Origin of the sequence: Nostoc sp. KVJ3, assembly GCF_026127265.1 — a bacterium.
In the GTDB taxonomy this organism is placed as follows: domain Bacteria; phylum Cyanobacteriota; class Cyanobacteriia; order Cyanobacteriales; family Nostocaceae; genus Nostoc.
In genome coordinates this window covers 1,635,999-1,654,154 of sequence record NZ_WWFG01000001.1, presented here as the reverse complement: position 1 = coordinate 1,654,154, position 18,156 = coordinate 1,635,999, and the positions used below count along the sequence as shown (strand labels likewise).

The following is an 18,156-nucleotide window of genomic DNA, read 5'->3' as shown; positions in this document are numbered from 1 at the left end:
ATTATTGGGTCTTGGCCTTACAACTTCTGCCCTGCATAAATTGATCGTACTTCCCCGTTACGGCGGATGACTGCTTCGCCGTTACTAACCTCTACCAGCGTCCAACCACTTGAGCCAATGCTTTCACCCATATTGATGCGGCGAGTCACACCGTCAATTTTAAACAAAGCGGCAGATTTGTTACCCAACTCTAGCAATCCTTCTAAGGTATTAGTTGGAGCTTCTGCGATCGCAGTTGCCGGATATACTTGCTCTTGGGTAATAGTTGGTTCTGACTCTGGCGCGAGTGCTGCACGCAGTGGAACTACCGGTAATGCAGGTAGAGGTTTGGGTGTTTGCCGCACGGTAATCGGTGCAGTTCTCCCAGTCACAGGTTTAAGTTCTGCTTGCACAGCCGCAGCCAACATACTGACGTTTACAGGTTTGGCAGCTTGTCGTACTGTATTCAGGGCACTTTTGACAACATTCGGTTGATATCCCTGTAACGCACTGGCAACTTGTGGTAAAAGTGTAGGAGTACCAGGAATGGCCGGGAGTGCGTAATGCATTGGTGACGGTGCTTGGTAAACGGGAACATAGATCCGCTCAACAACACTTCCAGAATGGTTAGGGGCTGCTGGTGTATTGTTAGCTAGAAGTGGAAGTGATGGTAGATTACCAGTTGTTTGCCCGTTCCTAAAGCCCATCTGATTGGAGAATCCAGGTATGCCAGATTTTTGATTGCTTTTTACTTCTTCTTTATCTATAACTGCCAGTGATTGAAGCATATAGTCAACCAAATCTGCCTCAATTTCTACTTTTGTTGGCAACTTTGACTGCGATTGTAGTGACAGAAAAGCTGACTGAGTAAAGTTGGTATTTAAAAGATATACGACTCCAGACTGCAACAGGTAGATAATACCAGCGATCGCTACGCCTAAAGTTGTGCCTACAATTAGCAATCTGCCCAAAGTCCGACTACTTTTCTGACGCTTTCTACTACCTGGTTTTATGGTAGCTTTATTAAAGACAACGGTACTCAAGTGTTTGTGGTTATCTTGAGTAATTGACTGTCCGTTTGGTAAGATAATCTGCGGTATCGTAACTGTTTGCAGAGGCACGTATTCTGGAGTTGACTGGCGTTGACCTTGGAAAGACTGACTAGATTTGTTCTGTCTAGCGTGCCTAACGGTTTGAGACGGGAGATGATCGCTAACATCCAGAATGTAGTCGATATCGGCAAAGAGTTCATCCATTAGACCATCAGCATAGTTTTCTATCGACCAAGGCTCGTTGGCGATTAAGTCTTCTGATGGTTCCGGTACTATGAGACGGGTGCTGGCTTCTTGTAACATAGACGTTCTGGGTTATTGCTAGGACGAGGAAACGCCGCGCCTACTGCCTCTTAATTAGGATTACAGATGAGATATCCAATCCGCCGTCTGATTGAGACGAGTTGGTTGAGCGTTGGTATTAAAATCAACTTGAATCTGGGGATTGTTGATGATAGCAGTACTAATATTTATGTCATCTATCATACCAATCACCCTGCTTACTACTATACTCAGTCTTTATTAACTTTGTGTTAAGCTAAGGCTGGAAACTCATACTGGCTCTTGGTTCTACGCAATTCTAAATATAATAATAAAGCGTTAACATCGGCTGGGTTTACACCACCTATACGTGCAGCTTGACCAAGAGTGAGTGGTTTTACGTGAGTCAGCTTTTCCCGCGCTTCCTTGGAAAGAGTCTCAATTTTTGTATAATCCAAATCCGCAGGTAACTGGCGGTGTGCTTGGCGGGCAATTTGGTCAATCTGATTTTGTTGCCTAGCAAGATAGCCATGATATTTGATGTCAATTTCTGCGCCTTCTTTTTCGGCGCGGTTGAGGTTGGGGTTTCCTAGTCCGAACCTGTCGAGGTCAACGTAATGAAATCCCGGACGGCGCAGTAAGTCGTTGAGGGTAATTGAACCTTTAATTAATTGTTGGGTATCAGATGCGATCGCTATTCCTATTTCATCATGTTCTTTGACTCGCGTAGCTTGCAATCTTTGCTTTTCTGTGGTAATGTTTGTTTGTTTTTGGGTAAATAGATCCCATCTGCGATCGTCAATTAAACCAATTTCTCGTCCCAAGGTTGTCAAACGTTGGTCGGCATTGTCAGAACGCAGTAATAAGCGGTACTCAGACCGACTGGTGAGCATCCGGTAAGGTTCCCGTAGGTCTTTTGTACACAGGTCATCAATTAGCGTGCCAATGTAACTTTGCTCGCGGGCAAACACAATCATTTCTTGAGAACTAACAAATCGAGCCGCATTAATTCCTGCTACTAGCCCTTGGGCTGCCGCTTCTTCATAACCTGTAGTGCCGTTAATTTGCCCAGCACAAAACAGTCCGGCAACTTTCTTGGTCATCAATGTGGGGTAGCACTGAGTTGCAGGTAAATAATCATATTCCACAGCATAAGCTGGACGCAGCATCACACATTTTTCCAAACCAGGAAGAGTCCGCAACATAAACAGTTGCAAATTTTCTGGCAACCCTGTAGAAAACCCTTGGATATAAAGTTCGGGTATATCTCTTCCTTCTGGTTCAATAAAAATTTGGTGGCTTTCCTTATCGGCAAAGCGCACAATCTTATCTTCAATACTGGGACAATAACGCGGCCCTTTGGCTTCCACCCAACCGCCATAAACTGGCGACAGGTGCAAATTATCTTTAATTAGACGATGAGTTTCGGCGGTGGTACGGGTGATATAGCAAGGCATTTGTTCCCGTTCTACCCAAGCATCCGGGTCAAAGCTAAACCAGCGCACATCTTCATCCCCTGGCTGGATTAGCATTTTACTATAATCTAGCGATCGCTTATCTACTCGTGCTGGAGTTCCAGTTTTAAGCCTTCCGGTTTCAAATCCCAGGCGATTTAGGGTTTGTGTCAATCCTTCCGCCGCAAATTCTCCAGCGCGTCCGGCTGGCATTGATTTGTTGCCAACCCAGATTTTGCCCCCAAGGAAAGTGCCAGTTGTCAAGATAACAGCTTTACATTGGAACCCTACACCAAAATAAGTTTCAACGCCGATGACTTCATCATTAGCACCTAGCACCAAATCTATTACCATACTTTCGCGGATTGTCAAGTTTTCTTGATTCTCGACAATATTCTTCATCACTGCTGCATATTCGCGCTTGTCCGTCTGGGCGCGTAATGCCCAAACAGCAGGCCCCCGTGAAGAGTTGAGGATACGTTTTTGCAGGTAGGTACGGTCTGCTACTTTACCGATTTCCCCGCCGAGTGCATCTACCTCATGAGTCAACTGAGATTTGGCCGGGCCACCCACTGCTGGATTACAGGGTTGCCAAGCGATTCTATCCAAGTTGAGCGTCAATAACAGGGTACGACAACCGAGGCGTGCAGAGGCAAGAGCCGCTTCGCAACCGGAGTGACCTGCACCGACGACTATGACATCAAAAGCGTCTTGAAATTCAACGGAATTGTGCATGGTCATACTTACAGGATCGGCAAGCTTAGAGTTCTTTATCAATTTTAACTGTTCCCGTGATTTCATGGATGTAACTTTCTAATAAAAAAGTTATCAAATTTACTAGTACTCAAATAGAAACAATGTTCTATTTTTTTACTTGAGTATTAAATAAAAAATATAAATTTTTTAACATTTGTGACAAGGTTCCGGGTTGTCGATCCCAGCTATTGTTCAGATTGTTAGTCATTAATACAATCTAATCTCTGATTGGTATCTATTCGATAATTAGGATACAACTAGATTTCAGTAACAATAAAAAGTTTATGATTTTAACTTATCAATAACAGAAATTCCAAGAAGTTCATTACCTTGTATTTTTGAATCAACTAAAGAATTATTTACAAATGAAACTCACCATCAAGAAGCAAAGAGATATTACTAGATTTATTAGAAAAGCAAGCTTCATCATTATAGTTATCGGGATGATTTTTGTCTTAGTAGCTAGTAATGAGATTACCCACCACCAATTTGCTACAACTACCCAACCATTAAATCTATGCTCTATTAATGGTTCATCACCTTGTATAAATACCTCTAAAGAAACAACATCTAAACCATTTATTCCCAACCCAGAATTAAATGAAAAACAGCGTTTTTTATCTGCGGTTAGCCAGAAGTTACCCACAATTCCCCAGCCTGGTACTTATGAATATACTTTGCTGCGAACTTATGGCGCAGTCTTTGTAAATCAAGATATCGGAATTAAGTTACCGAAAAAAGATATCTTTGCTAATGAACAAGAAACCCAAGAGTTTCAAGCTAGTTTAACAATGGGTCATGTTGATAAAACTAACGACTGTTATTTACAAAAGTCGGCGGCTGACGCTTTAAATAAAGCACGAATTAAACAAGAAATTCCGCTAAAATCTGGTTATGGTTCTGGTGATTGTACTCGCACTTTCAACACAAATTTAAGATTTTGGCAAAAATATGCTAACAATCAAACTTTGGCAAAAGTTCAACAGGGCAAAGAAACAAAAATTCTCGGTTTAGTTGCACCTCCCGGAACCTCACAACATCTCTGGGGATTAGCAATTGATTTACGTGTAGGCAGTAAAGAACAAAGAAAAGCTCTGAATCAAAATGGTTGGTTTCAAACTGTAGAAAATGATGTTCCCCATTGGACTTATGTAGGTTTAACTGAAGATAATTTACCTCTATTTGGTTTTAACAAACAAGTTTTTCAGGGAATTACTTATTGGATTACACCACTTTAATTGTTAGATGAAATGAAAATTTGGGAATACTAATCTAAAAGATATATTGTCAGGGATTTAGCTATGCCAAACGAAGCTGCTAACCAGGAGCAAAGCTTCCTGATCGATTTATTAAGAGCAACTTATCAAAATCAGGAAGTATATCCAATTCTGCAACATAACTTAAGCAAACTCAACGATAATTTAGCTTTAATGTTGCGGAAATGGGTAAGCGATCGCTTTGCTAAAGAACCTGCCAATGCTAGTAATATAGTTGGAGTTATTGTCAAGCTTAGTACAATTATTCAAGCCTTTGAACAAGGGAACCTTGCGAGTAATTTGGAAATTGCGATCGCAGGTTATGAATCAGTTTTACAAGTGTGTACCCGTGAAGCATTTCCCAAAGAATGGGATATCGTTCAGCAAGCTTTGGTAACAGCTTATCAACAACGTCAGCAAATTTTTTCCAGAACCATTAGTGAACTTCGAGAGCATACTGTTCAAACCCAGAGTCAGATTAATACATTAACTGAGCAGTTACAGCAGGAATCAGAACAAGCAAAACTACAAGTTAATGAATTAAAATCAATCATTACACAGTTAAAGGAGGAAGTAAGTAGTTCCGAGCCAACGCCAGAAATAACGTCTTTAATAGCTGATTTGAAAGAATTAAAACAGCGTCAGACTCGTGTGGAGCATCTTACTACCAAGGCTCATATTTCATCTAATCTTGGGGAGTTCAATACAGCTATTTTTTATGATATTGAAAACTTAACAATGGGTAGAAGTAACCCTAATTTAAATTTCTCTCTTAAACAAATTCAAACAAATCTGGAAAACACTAGCTTAGTTAATAAAATTGCTATCCAATGTGCTTATGCTGACTGGAGTGATTCTCGATTAAGACTGTTAAAAAATGAGATTCAAGAACTTGGTATTGAAGCAATTCAAATTTTTGATTACAGTTATAAACGGAATGCAGCAGATATGCAACTAGCGATTGATGTCATGGAATTAGCCCAGAGTCGTCCGACGTTGCGAGTTTTCGTTATTATATCAGGTGATGGTGCATTTGCCGCTTTAGCTAAAAAGCTCCATGAATATGGAAAGACTGTAATTGGATGTGCTTACGAAGGGCAAATTAATCGGGTTCTTAAGTCTGTTTGCGATCGCTTTATACCTATACCTGCTCCCCAAGCAAAAATAGAGGAGATTCCAATTCATGAAGTAACTAGCGATAGTTTATTAAATGATGATGTTTTTGTTGAAACCAAGAAAGTTTTGCAAGGATTAAAGCAAAATATTGAGCAATTAAATCAGCTTAAGCAAGTTGGTATTCCTATATCTCAAATTCACAAGATATTAAGAGAAAAAATTCCAGCTTTTGACCAAAAAAGAGAACAATACGGTGAAAAATTGACAATATTCTTGAATAAAGTCATTCAAGAAACAGATATTTATCTATCGATTGATAACAATAAATTATTTTCAGGAAAAATATTAACGATAGGCTCTAATGACTCATCAAATAAAATTGTGAAAGTTCTAACTGACTCTAGCAATAACTTCAAAGAAGTTGTAGCATCTGGCAAATCTTAATACCAATTATTTATGAAACTTTATCAAATCAAGCTTGTTGAAATAAGGAGCTTAAGCCCCTTGTTCAAGAGTTTTAGGTTGTAGATCCAGAGCGGCTTGTTATTAAACATCGCAACCTAAATGTCATAAATTACGCAACAATAGCACAAACACTAATTTTTAGGTAGGGGCAATTCATGAATTTCCCCTACCGCATATAGTTTTGCTTCTCTGGGGGAAATTCATGAATTTTTAGCAAAATATTAATTGAAAAGTCGATTTAATATTACTTCACTTCACTAGGTTCAAATTTCGTCACTTTACCTTTCTTAATTGCTACAATCACATCGTAGTGAGAGCAGTAAGCGAATGTGACATCATTGGCTTTGTTATAAAGGTTAACTACATGACCTGCACCACCTACCTGGATACCAATTGGCTCCAAGTCACCAAAAAAGAAACGACGTAATTGATCGCCACTACCAATCTGACCCTTACTTTTAGTAAGCAAATCTAGTTTCTTTGCTACAGACAATTCTTCGGCTGCTGATGCTTGCACTAAGGAAGGATTGATCGCTTTTAATGGTACATCCCAAACTGTGAAAAAACCAACTAAAGCAAAACTTGTAAGTAAGGGTGCGAGTTTCATTTGTTACTCTCTTTTTTGTTTTATCCTGAACATCCCAAGCATCTCAGGTAGGAGTGAGAGCCGATTGAAACTAAGGCACTATTTTCATGAATTTATCCTTTGAGAAAACTTAGTTAATTCTCAGCACTTTCTCAGGTAACGATGGTGGCTCGAAGTCACAGCATAATTTAAGTATTTTCTCAACAAAACCTCATTCAGTTCAGAATGATGGCAACTTATAATGAGCAATGCTTTCATTGCAGTGGTGTTATTGTGACTAGACCCAAAAGACCACATCGCTTAATTTATAGAGTTTCAGGACAAACATATCTCTGGCTAGCAATGCTAATTTTTGCTGCATCTGGCGCAGTTACCCGGAAGCTAACAGAAATTGGTGCTGAACATTTTATTGGCGAACGCAATCCGATTTCTTTGTGTAATGTTTTATTTGTGGGAAACCTTTGCGCCTTGATACTTCTGATCCTCATCTATGGGCGACAGTGGAACAAAGCTACTTTGAAGCAACTCTCAAGGAAGGATTGGGTTAGTCTCACAGCAGTCGCTATTTTATCAGGAGCATTGGCTCCTGGCTTAATTTTCCAGGCACTTGCACTCACAGGGGTAAATAATGTCATCTTGGTAGGACGCTTGGAACCGCCTCTAACTCTGGCTTTATCAGTCTGGTTATTGAGGGAACGGGTAAATATTTGGGAATTTATCGGCGCGATCGCAGCGTTTGTTGGTGTTATCATAACTATCATCCTTCAGCCTCCAGCAGATACCATGATGAATATGGGAGGTTTCAGGTTAGGCATAGGGGAACTTTTAGCAGCATTAGGATCTATCGCTGGAACTGCTTCTACGATTATTGGTAAGAAATACCTTTCGCAGATTCCTTTAGGAATCTATAGCATCTTTCGCACTGCATTAGGAACCGTAATCTTTTTCTTCATTGCTTTAATCCTTTATGGCAGCGATCATTTCACTGATGTCCTCTCACCATTCTTGTGGCAGTGGATGTTTCTCTATGGTGGGTTAATTGTGGTAGTAGGTCAGTCTTTTTGGATTAAAGGCTTGAAAACTTCTACTGTCTCTACAGCTTCCTTAGTTAGCTCATTTAGCCCAATTATAGGCATCCTAGCAGCCTATTTAATTTTGGGTGAAACTCCAACCTTACCTCAATATATTGGTGGTAGCGTGATTTTAGTAGGCATATTTTTGAGCCAGCTTGGAATTTGGCGTAAGGCTTCTAGCATTGCGTCTGGCAAAGCGAGTTCTACTCCGGCACAGCAACAGGTAGAAACTGGTATGGGATTCAAAGGGATTTGAAGGGTTTAGCGGAAGTCTAAACCATTAGCAATTACAAATTACTGTAACGGGGTAATTGCTGATTTGTCTTTACAAGGTTAGTGAACTCCTGTAAGATTTTCCGATACTTGTCTTCAGCTACTAAAAATAAATCATTATGATTTGCCTTTTCAACCCACAAATAAAGTTTTGGGGATATTGCAGCATTAAATAACTTTTCTCCATGAGCAAAAGGAATGATTTCATCTGCTTTCCCATGAATTACCAATATCGGGCATTTGACTTTTTTGATATTATGAAGATTGGGAAATTTGTCAAAAGGTAAAATCCGAAAAGGGACTATTACTTGAAAAGCGGAAATAAACGAACTTTCAATAATTAAACCAGCTACTGGTTTCCGCATTGCCAAATTTACGGCAGAACCACCGCCAACCGAACGACCTAAAACTATAATTCTTTCAGGTGGTATTTTTAAATTTTGGGTCAAATAATTGTAAGCGCTATCGATATCTTCGTATGCATTAGTTTCTGTAGGCTTTCCTTGACTAGTACCATAACCACGATAATCATAAGCAAAGACACTAAAGCCCCATGCATATAATTTTTCTAGTATTTGTTTGATATCTCCTAAATCTTCAGAATTGCCATGAGAATAAAGAATAGTATATTTAGCTTGATTATTCAACAAGTATGTAGCTGATATATTATTTTCGCCACTTTTTAATTTAATAATTGTTGAATCATCCTGATAGCTAGAAGGTTGAGACAGAAAAATCATACTGTCTGCCCGAAAATATACAAACCCAGCAAAAAATATATAGATAAAGATTAAAGATTTAACCAGTCGCTGCCAAGTAAAATCCCCAATTAGCAGTTTTGTAAGTTGCATTTTATCCATTAGTTTTTATTTTTATGTTTTCTATATTCAGGTAAGGGCAGTTTATGTAGATGTATAGAGGGTTATTAGGGATCGTTGCAGCTATATGGGATCGAAGCACTTAAGTGCTTACTACAAACTCCGTTAATATGTAAAAATGAGAATACCCAAAACATCAAGGTGAGCGATCGCTCCAAAAGCTAGATTAAAGGATTGACCTCAGCAATGGCAGACCCAACCAATCACAATCAAGCGGGAGAAGTAGCTCCCAGTACTGTTGACCAGCAAGCTCCCACTGTGGCTGAAGAAAACGCTCCTAGTACAGATTCACCCGAAACCACAGACCCCAAAGCTGCTAAACCAACCGCTACAGCCCCCAAGCGAGAAAAACCCGCAGCCGCCGCAACAGAAGAAAAACCAGCTGCCGCTAAAGCCGCCAAAAAGGAAAAAGCCCCAGCTGTTGAAGATAAGCCATTTGTAGAGTTTATTGAGCAAGACTACTTGCCAGCTTTACAAAAAGCGATCGCTCAACAAGGGGTACAAGATTTACAGGTGTCTTTTGCCAAGCAGAAATTACCAATTACTGGCTTTGAATCTGCTGAGGAATGCTGGCAAATTATCGGCAGTTGGAAAGAAAAAGGTTTGCGTCAGTTCAACCTGTATTTCCCCGACGAAGATATTCAAGGTAAAAAGGGATTTTCCTGTAATGAAGGCAAAAAACCTAGCACTCTTGAGTCATTCTTAATCGATGAGCGCAAAATCACACTCGATTTGTTAGTATTTGGCTTAGTTCAGCGTTTAGATGGTCAAAAGTGGCTAGGTATAAATTAGTCGTTGAACATTAGTTTTTGACAAAGAACTAATGACCAAAGACACTTTAGATTGTGTGGAAATGATAAATAATATCATCTCCGCTAGACATCTCCAAAAATGATTGTAGAGACGTTGCAGTGCTACGTCTTTACAAGGATTCTGGATAACACATATTTAATTTCTGGAGATGTCTAATCTAAAAAACACTCGATTACTCACTAAAACTGCAAAGAAAGCAAATCTAAATCCTCAAATCCTGTCCTCTAGTGGGCAGGATCAATCCAAAATCTAAAATCCATTAACTGATTTTAACTCAATCAATTATTTGAATAATTAGCAGCAACAGCTTCTGATTCTATAGTATTACTTTGATTTTCTATATCATAAGTAACTACTGCTTTGAATCGATCGTGTCCCGTATAGCCGCTTTTGTTAGTCAATTCCACAACAATCTCGGAATTTTCTAAAGGTTTTAACTCAATTTCTTTGTACTGAGACTGAAAATTTTGTAATTTGCCATCTAAGAAATTGCGGATTTCAACTTTAGAAATTTTTACAGTGACACTCTTAGTTTGAGGATTCTCCAAGAGGATAAAGACAGAAGCAAGACCAATATTGCGTTGTGGATCGTGAGCAATACCCAAAGGCGGTAAATTTTCTTGTCTAGCAATCAGAGTTACTTTTTTAATCAAATTATTGTTATTTTTCATAGTTGTTCTGTAAGATACAGAATGAGTTTGACTTTGAGCATGGGTAGAAGCAATAACACAAATATTAGTTGACCCCGGTATAACCAGTAAAGCAATACAAGTCATTAAAGATGCTTTAATCATAAATACTAAAAAATGGTGTATGTTAAAATTCGGTAAAGATGAAACAATTCATCTCTACCGAAAATTAGAAGAAATATCATTCCTTAATTAGAGTTAAGTATTTGACCAGATAAAATATGTCTTGAGATTGAGCAATTGCTCCCATGTTAAGTTCGCATCTTGAGATCCCCAAGGATTTCTGATGCTAAATGTTCCATTTGCTGAATTGTAACTAGTAACAGTATAGGCGTGTTCATTAACTACGCCGTAATTTGCACCATTAACAAACCCAGCAGTTAATACTTTGTTGGAATTGACTAAATCAATTAACTGAGTTTTGCTCATGTTATTAACTTGTTGCGAAGTGGCATCCAAACCAGTTACTTGGCGGGTTACATAATCCATCCAGCCACCGTCAATAGAACTATAAGCATTTGTGGTATTGCCAGGACGACTCCAACCTGACTCACCCAATTGAGCATAGGCTTTTTCTGCTAGTCCTACCCATAATTCATTGCTAGAATTATTGTAGGAACTACCTTTACTAGCGTAGATTAACTGTCCGTAAGCATCAGTGGGTAAATATTTATCAACTGTGACGTAGTTTGCCACAGCATTATTAAAGAAACGAACGGTGAAGGTATTATCACCATTGTCAATAAACATATTTTGGATGTAGTTGGGCTTTTCCTGAGCTATTGCAGATAGGGTAGCCAGATAATAACAATCTCCCAAATTACCTTGCTTAATATCATTTGCACTAATACCATTTTGGAATAAAGATCCAGTGATTGCTTGATAGTTGCCACTATTGGATGTGGGGCGATCGCTTCCTAAGAACCACTTACCAATCAATTTTTCCATTTGTGCAGTACTACTACCAGCATAAAGGTTTCCAAGTGTTGTTTTACTTGTGCTACCTCCCGTCCAATATTGGTTCGCTGTATTCCCATTCACTACATTACCTGAGAGAACACGAACATAATCTAGCATCGTAAAGCGGCTGGCATTATTAACGATAGTCCGAAGATCAACTAATTCAGTAGCATCAATTACGCTATTATCTTCAGCATCACGGAACAGGGAAATCATCTCATTTCTACTTAAATTTCCGTCTGCTGCCAGAGAGCGGGTTAAATTAATCAATCCTCCGTCTTTCAGATTTTGACTATACCAGTCATTATTAGTCCCTTGCACTGTAATAGCACTAGCAAAAACATTATTGATTTCATTGCTTTCATCGACGTAAGCATAGCCATCGGCTTGAGAAAGCAGATAATAATTACCAGCAGCAGTGCCATTAGCAATGGTGAGTGCGACTGATTCTGAACTAACACCACCAGCGCCAATATTGGTAACATAATCAGAGTTTAAAAACAGATCGTCATTACTCAGAGTGGCATCTTTGGAGAGATAAAACTTACTGTAGCTAGAACCTGCACTAGCATTACCTTGGTTCTTGACTTGATAGTTAAGTTGAATGCTACTACCAACTGTTGTGTTACTTGGTGCAGAGACATTTTGAACTATTAAGTCTGGTGCAGGTGTCGTTAGAGAAATCGCACTGGCAAAAACATTATTGTTTTCATTGCTTTCAGCTACGTAAGCATAGCCATCTGCTTGAGAAAGGAGATAATAATTACCAGCCGCAGTACCATTAGCAATGGTAAGTGTGACTGATTCTGAACTAACACCACCACCGCCAATATTGGTAACATAATCAGAGTTTAAAAACAGATCGTCATTACTCAGAGTGGCATCTTTGGAGAGATAGAACTTACTGTAGCTATAACCTGCACTAGCATTACCTTGGTTCTTGACTTGATAGTTAAGTTGGATGGTGCTACCAACTGTTGTGCTACTTGGTGCAGAGACATTTTGAACTATTAAGTCTGGTGCCGGTGCCGTCAGAGAAATCGCACTAGCAAAAACATTATTGTTTTCATTGCTTTCAGCTACGTAAGCATAACCATCGGCTTGAGAAAGCAGATAATAATTACCAGCAGCAGTGCCATTAGCAATGGTAAGTGTGACTGATTCTGAACTAACACCACCAGCGCCAATATTGGTAACGTAATCATAGTTCAAAAATAAATCGTCATTACTCAGAGTGGCATCTTTGGAGAGATAGAACTTGCTGTAGCTATAACCTGCACTAGCATTACCTTGGTTCTTGACTTGATAGTTAAGTTGGATGGTGCTACCAACTGTTGTGCTACTTGGTGCAGAGACATTTTGAACTATTAAGTCTGGTGCCGGTGCCGTCAGAGAAATCGCACTAGCAAAAACATTATTGTTTTCATTGCTTTCAGCTACGTAAGCATAACCATCGGCTTGAGAAAGCAGATAATAATTACCAGCAGCAGTACCATTAGCAATGGTAAGTGTGACTGATTCTGAACTAACACCACCACCGCCAATATCGGCAACGTAATCATAGTTCAAAAATAAATCGTCATTACTCAGAGTGGCATCTTTGGAGAGATAAAACTTACTGTAGCTAGAACCTGTACTAGCATTACCTAGGTTCTTGACTTGATAGTTAAGTTGGATGGTGCTACCAACTGTTGTGTTACTTGGTGCAGAGACATTTTGAACTATTAAGTCTGGTGCAGGTGTCGTTAGAGAAATCGCACTGGCAAAAACATTATTATTTTGAGAAGCAGTAACATAGCTATTCTGGTTTACATTTAACCCATAGCTATTATCAGTGCTATGTAAATTGATATTTGGATTATTTCCGAGAATACTATTTGTATTGATGAGATTATTTTCAGTAGAAAACATCGATTACTCCATTAAAAGTTAAGTATTTTGGCAAAACAAATCCGACAGCCTTTGCAATTTCAAAGGTTGAAAGTCGAATATTTGTTACTCACAAAAATCAAATCAAATACTGATACATTTATAATACGTTTGGCATAGCGGAAATACTGTAAACTTTGTGTAAAAAATAACTTTTTATTATAAAGTTACGCAAGAAATAAATTGTTAAAGTAATACATGATGAATGCTGTTGTGCCAGTTGTCTAAATCCTGTCTCCGATTTTTGGTTCGGTAAACATTGAATGATTGTTGCAACTCTTAATCTTTTGCTTACAAATTTCTAACCCACACCTTGGTAGACTGAACTTTATACAATTGGATTATTGTGGGCTGTTACGCTTTAACAGAACATTAACATTGGCTTTCTGGTGAGGCAATCCTGTCTTGGGGTTTTCCCCCATGAGGAACTGCACCAAGCCGAAGGGCCTACTTAAGATAATAAAGACGAAAGAGCAATCAAGACATGGTAGATTCCCTCAAAAAACCAGGCTTTGAAGAAATCCGGCCAGGGATTAAAGTTCCGGCAAAAGAAACCCTGTTAACACCTCGGTTTTATACTACCGATTTTGATGAAATGGCGCGGATGGATATTTCCGTCAATGAAGACGAGTTACAAGCCATTCTCGAAGAGTTCCGCACTGACTACAACCGCCATCACTTTGTTCGGGATGCAGAGTTTGACCAATCCTGGGATCATATTGATGGGGAAACTCGCAAGTTGTTCGTTGAGTTTCTAGAACGTTCGTGTACGGCAGAGTTTTCTGGCTTTTTGCTATATAAAGAACTCGGCCGTCGCTTGAAAGGAAAAAACCCTGTCTTGGCAGAGTGTTTTAACCTGATGTCACGAGATGAAGCACGTCACGCTGGCTTTTTGAATAAAGCGTTGTCGGACTTTAATCTCTCCCTAGATTTAGGATTTTTGACTAAGAGTCGTAGTTATACCTTCTTTAAACCGAAATTCATCTTCTACGCTACTTATCTTTCTGAGAAGATCGGTTATTGGCGTTATATCACCATTTATCGCCATTTAGAAGCACATCCCGAAGACCGGGTTTATCCAATCTTCCGGTTCTTTGAGAACTGGTGTCAGGATGAAAACCGTCACGGTGATTTCTTTGATGCGGTCATGAAATCTCAGCCGCAAATGTTGAATGATTGGAAAGCACGGCTGTGGAGCCGGTTCTTCCTGTTGTCGGTATTTGCGACAATGTATCTCAATGACATCCAACGCAAGGACTTTTATGCAACCTTGGGATTGGATGCACGAGAATACGACATCCATGTAATTCAGAAGACCAACGAAAACGCTGGTCGGGTGTTCCCTCTGATGCTGGATGTAGAGAATCCAGAGTTTTATCAGCGCTTGGATACTTGTATCAGCAATAATGAAAAGCTGAGTGCGATCGCTAATTCCAGCACTCCCAAATTCCTGCAATTCTTTCAAAAACTGCCGTTTTACATCTCCAACGGCTGGCAGTTATTGCGGCTGTACCTGATGAAACCGATTGATACTGTTTCTGCTCAAGGCGCAGTTCGTTAATTTATAACAGGTTTGCGAAAGCTTTGGTGGTTCTGCTGATTGCAGAGCCACTTTTTTTTAGAGGTTAGCCGATTAGTACTGCGATCGCTAAGTTGCTAGCAGACAAAAATCGTAGCTTAGAAAGAAATTAGCTTAATAATTTTATCTTTTGAGTATGCTGTTACTCCCAACATATCTTTGTCTACAAATATTCAAAACTCAGAATGGAAGACAGCGTAAAGATAGTTGGGTAGGTGTAGTTTTGTATTAGATACCTTGAGTTAAGCTGATTTTTCCATTCTGATTACATCCGGGGTGAATGTTTGATGCTTGGCTGCTTCTGTTTCGTAACATCTGAGAATCAATGGTGTCAGCTTATCGAAATCACTAATGGAGGAAATAATTACTTTTGATGCAGCATCCCCCAGAGAAGCTGTCACTTCCTGCACTTCAAAGTTTGAAACTAGAGACTTTACTTCATCTACACTTAGCCGAGTAATCAAACTTTTTTTCTGCGAAGACAGATACAGCCGTAAAAACCACCAAGTACTTTTGCCAAGATTGATACCAAAGTATGAAGCTGTATCTTTATATTGGAGTTCAAAATTGTAACTTCTTAAAGTTTTCGTAATTGCTTTAATTTTTTCAAAAGCTTCGATTTCTTCAGCCGTTGTTACTATTTTCGATTCTTGATATTCTTGTTGTTTTTCCTCTTCTTCAATCTCTTGTTCTACTTCAATTTCAACAGGCTGAGTTATTTCTTGGCTAAGTGAGCGAGTCATTAACTCTACTAAACTTCCCTGAATTGACTTTTTAACAATTGGTCTGAATTTATCAATAACTTTACCAGTAATTCGACCTTGAATTTCATAACTAGGAGCAACAGTACCGAGTTCAGCCACTAAAAAGCGAATAAATTCTTCAGAAGGAGAACGTAAAAGATTTCCTAGAAGCTGAGTCATGCCTTTTACATAAACCATTTCTTCAGCATGGTTGGTAATAGCTGTAACCTCAAAATTATCACGGTGAAAAAATTTGAGGTTATCAATATCTTTGGAATCATATTCAAGGATGTTAAAAGTAAAAAATGGCTCCTTGTCCATGATATTTTTATCACGCAAGTCTGTAAAGAAACGATACTCAATCCCATTAGTGACAACAGCTACTTTTGTTGTCAAAAGTGCATTAAAGTATTTGCTCAATTGCCCATCATGTGCCTCAGCTTTTTGACCACGGGCTTTTGCCTCTACGAGCATAACTTTAGTACCGTTAATAGCTAAAGCGTAATCTACTTTTTCAAACTGTCCCGCCCTTCTAGTAGCAAAATCTGCTACATATTCTGGCATGACTTCGCTAGGATCATAGACATCGTAGCCAAGAGCGCTCAAAAAAGGAACAATCAACGCCATCTTAGTAGCTTCTTCGCCAACAACTTGGTCAAATCGCTTACGCACTTGTTCAGACAGCTTGACAATATCATCAGTGAATCCCATATTGTTACTCCTGGTAGATTAGTGATTCTTAATACATCTTTTTTGTACAAGAGGAGTGATTTCAAGGTGAAATAGTACATTTGAATTGAAAGTGTTGGTGCGATCGCCTTCTTTATCACTCCTATATCACTCCTATAAAAGTATTCCCAAATAACTACCAGCCCATAACACTGATAGAAAGCCGGCGATCGCTTCATTATTCGAGCCAAAATGTGATAACTGTTAAGTTGTAGCTATTAGCACCCAAAGGGAGGAAATTTATGGGGTATGAATTCAAAGCGATGCCTCCAGCGGGCTACGCCTACGCTGAACTTTACAAAAATGCCCTCCTTAACGACGTACTCCCATTTTGGGAAAAACACTCCCTCGACTGGGAACAAGGCGGCTATTTCACCTGCCTCGATCGCTACGGCAAAGTTTATGATACAGACAAATTTATCTGGCTGCAAAACCGCCAAGTGTGGACTTTTTCGATGCTTTACAACCAGCTAGAAAAACGCGAAAACTGGTTGAAAATTGCCAGCAATGGCGCTAACTTTCTTGCCAAACACGGCAAAGACAGTGATGGTAATTGGTACTTTGCCCTTACCCGTGAAGGGAAACCATTGGTTCAGCCTTACAATATCTTTTCTGATTGCTTTGCGGCAATGGCATTTAGTCAATATGCACTCGCTGGTGGCGAAGAATGGGCAAAGGATACGGCGATACAAGCTTACAACAACGTTTTACGCCGCAAAGATAACCCAAAAGGCAAATATAATAAAACCTATCCCGGCATCCGCCCAATGAAATCATTGGCTGTACCGATGATTTTAGCCAACCTGACTCTAGAAATGGAATGGTTGCTGCCAAAGGAAACACTAGAGAATGTCCTAACTGAGACAGTCCGCGAAGTAATGACCGATTTTCTCGACCAAAAACGGGGACTAATGTACGAAAACGTTGCCCCTGATGGTTCCCACATCGATTGTTTTGAGGGACGGCTGATTAACCCAGGTCATGGTATCGAAGCGATGTGGTTCATTATGGATATCGCCCGTCGCCAAAATGATACCAAAACTATAAATCAAGCCATTGATGTGGTGTTAAATATCCTAGATTTTGCTTGGGATAGCGAGTATGGCGGATTGTATTACTTTATGGATGCAGATGGTCATCCCCCACAACAATTGGAATGGGATCAAAAGCTGTGGTGGGTTCACCTAGAATCTTTGGTTGCATTAGCGATGGGCTATCGCTTGACTGGGCGTGAGGTATGTTGGAAATGGTATCAAAAGATGCATGATTATACCTGGTCACACTTTGCTGATTCAGAATACGGTGAATGGTTTGGCTATCTCAATCGGCGTGGAGAAGTGTTATTGAACCTTAAAGGCGGCAAATGGAAAGGATGTTTTCATGTACCGAGGGCACTATACCTTTGTTGGCAGCAATTTGAGGCATTGTGATACCTGCGGCGGTAAACAACCCAGTCACTTTAATCTACAAGTAAATATTTTATGAATGCTGTGACACCTAAGCAATTTACGATCGCAGAATACCATCGATTGATTGAACTCGGATTTATCATAGAGGCCAATCGC

Annotated in this window: 14 protein-coding genes; 6 read left to right on the top strand and 8 right to left on the bottom strand. The window is 39.5% G+C overall.

The features are described 5' to 3' along the window. Positions 1-17: 17 nt before the first annotated feature. The 3 genes from GTQ43_RS06615 to mnmG are packed head-to-tail and all read right to left on the bottom strand — an operon-like array spanning position 18 to position 3,487. Positions 18-1,334, bottom strand: coding sequence for a hypothetical protein (locus GTQ43_RS06615; protein WP_265271716.1), 1,317 nt, complete (start codon positions 1,332-1,334; stop codon positions 18-20). Between the two features lie 60 nt (positions 1,335-1,394). Next, positions 1,395-1,517, bottom strand: a complete 123-nt coding sequence (locus tag GTQ43_RS06610) for a hypothetical protein (protein ID WP_265271714.1) — start codon at positions 1,515-1,517, stop codon at positions 1,395-1,397. Positions 1,518-1,564: 47 nt separating this feature from the next. Beyond that, the gene (mnmG, locus tag GTQ43_RS06605; RefSeq protein ID WP_265273683.1) at positions 1,565-3,487 is read right to left on the bottom strand and encodes a tRNA uridine-5-carboxymethylaminomethyl(34) synthesis enzyme MnmG; all 1,923 of its coding nucleotides are present in this window, start codon (positions 3,485-3,487) and stop codon (positions 1,565-1,567) included. A gap of 380 nt (positions 3,488-3,867) precedes the next feature. Between mnmG and GTQ43_RS06600 the strand changes: the two genes are divergently transcribed. After that, on the top strand, positions 3,868-4,740 hold the full coding sequence (locus GTQ43_RS06600; RefSeq protein WP_265271713.1) for a D-alanyl-D-alanine carboxypeptidase family protein: 873 nt from the start codon (positions 3,868-3,870) through the stop codon (positions 4,738-4,740). Positions 4,741-4,803: 63 nt separating this feature from the next. Further along, entirely contained in the window at positions 4,804-6,318 is a 1,515-nt protein-coding gene (locus tag GTQ43_RS06595) for an NYN domain-containing protein (protein ID WP_265271711.1), read from the top strand. 265 nt (positions 6,319-6,583) lie between these two features. Here the strand turns inward: GTQ43_RS06595 and GTQ43_RS06590 are convergent, their stop codons facing one another. Next, positions 6,584-6,946, bottom strand: coding sequence for a hypothetical protein (locus GTQ43_RS06590; protein WP_265271708.1), 363 nt, complete (start codon positions 6,944-6,946; stop codon positions 6,584-6,586). A 204-nt stretch (positions 6,947-7,150) separates the two neighbouring features. Between GTQ43_RS06590 and GTQ43_RS06585 the strand changes: the two genes are divergently transcribed. Beyond that, positions 7,151-8,254: a DMT family transporter gene (locus tag GTQ43_RS06585; RefSeq protein WP_414859091.1), complete on the top strand. Its 1,104-nt coding sequence runs from the start codon at positions 7,151-7,153 to the stop codon at positions 8,252-8,254. A 31-nt stretch (positions 8,255-8,285) separates the two neighbouring features. Here GTQ43_RS06585 and GTQ43_RS06580 read toward each other — a convergent pair whose 3' ends face one another. Then, positions 8,286-9,131 (bottom strand): alpha/beta hydrolase, encoded by an 846-nt coding sequence (locus tag GTQ43_RS06580; RefSeq protein WP_265271704.1) that lies wholly within the window; start codon positions 9,129-9,131, stop codon positions 8,286-8,288. Between the two features lie 204 nt (positions 9,132-9,335). Between GTQ43_RS06580 and GTQ43_RS06575 the strand changes: the two genes are divergently transcribed. Then, positions 9,336-9,941 carry a DUF2996 domain-containing protein gene (locus tag GTQ43_RS06575; protein ID WP_265271702.1) on the top strand — a complete coding sequence of 202 codons (606 nt, stop codon included), beginning with the start codon at positions 9,336-9,338 and terminating at the stop codon, positions 9,939-9,941. A gap of 299 nt (positions 9,942-10,240) precedes the next feature. Here the strand turns inward: GTQ43_RS06575 and GTQ43_RS06570 are convergent, their stop codons facing one another. Next, positions 10,241-10,633, bottom strand: a complete 393-nt coding sequence (locus GTQ43_RS06570; protein ID WP_265271700.1) for a hypothetical protein — start codon at positions 10,631-10,633, stop codon at positions 10,241-10,243. Positions 10,634-10,849: 216 nt separating this feature from the next. Further along, entirely contained in the window at positions 10,850-13,522 is a 2,673-nt protein-coding gene (locus GTQ43_RS06565; RefSeq protein WP_265271698.1) for a CARDB domain-containing protein, read from the bottom strand. Positions 13,523-14,024: 502 nt separating this feature from the next. Between GTQ43_RS06565 and acsF the strand changes: the two genes are divergently transcribed. Continuing rightward, positions 14,025-15,101: a magnesium-protoporphyrin IX monomethyl ester (oxidative) cyclase gene (gene acsF, locus GTQ43_RS06560; RefSeq protein ID WP_265271696.1), complete on the top strand. Its 1,077-nt coding sequence runs from the start codon at positions 14,025-14,027 to the stop codon at positions 15,099-15,101. A 260-nt stretch (positions 15,102-15,361) separates the two neighbouring features. Here acsF and GTQ43_RS06555 read toward each other — a convergent pair whose 3' ends face one another. Beyond that, entirely contained in the window at positions 15,362-16,573 is a 1,212-nt protein-coding gene (locus GTQ43_RS06555; RefSeq protein WP_265271694.1) for a type I restriction endonuclease, read from the bottom strand. A gap of 260 nt (positions 16,574-16,833) precedes the next feature. Between GTQ43_RS06555 and GTQ43_RS06550 the strand changes: the two genes are divergently transcribed. Next, positions 16,834-18,021: an AGE family epimerase/isomerase gene (locus GTQ43_RS06550; protein WP_265271693.1), complete on the top strand. Its 1,188-nt coding sequence runs from the start codon at positions 16,834-16,836 to the stop codon at positions 18,019-18,021. The last annotated feature ends 135 nt before the right edge of the window (positions 18,022-18,156 follow it).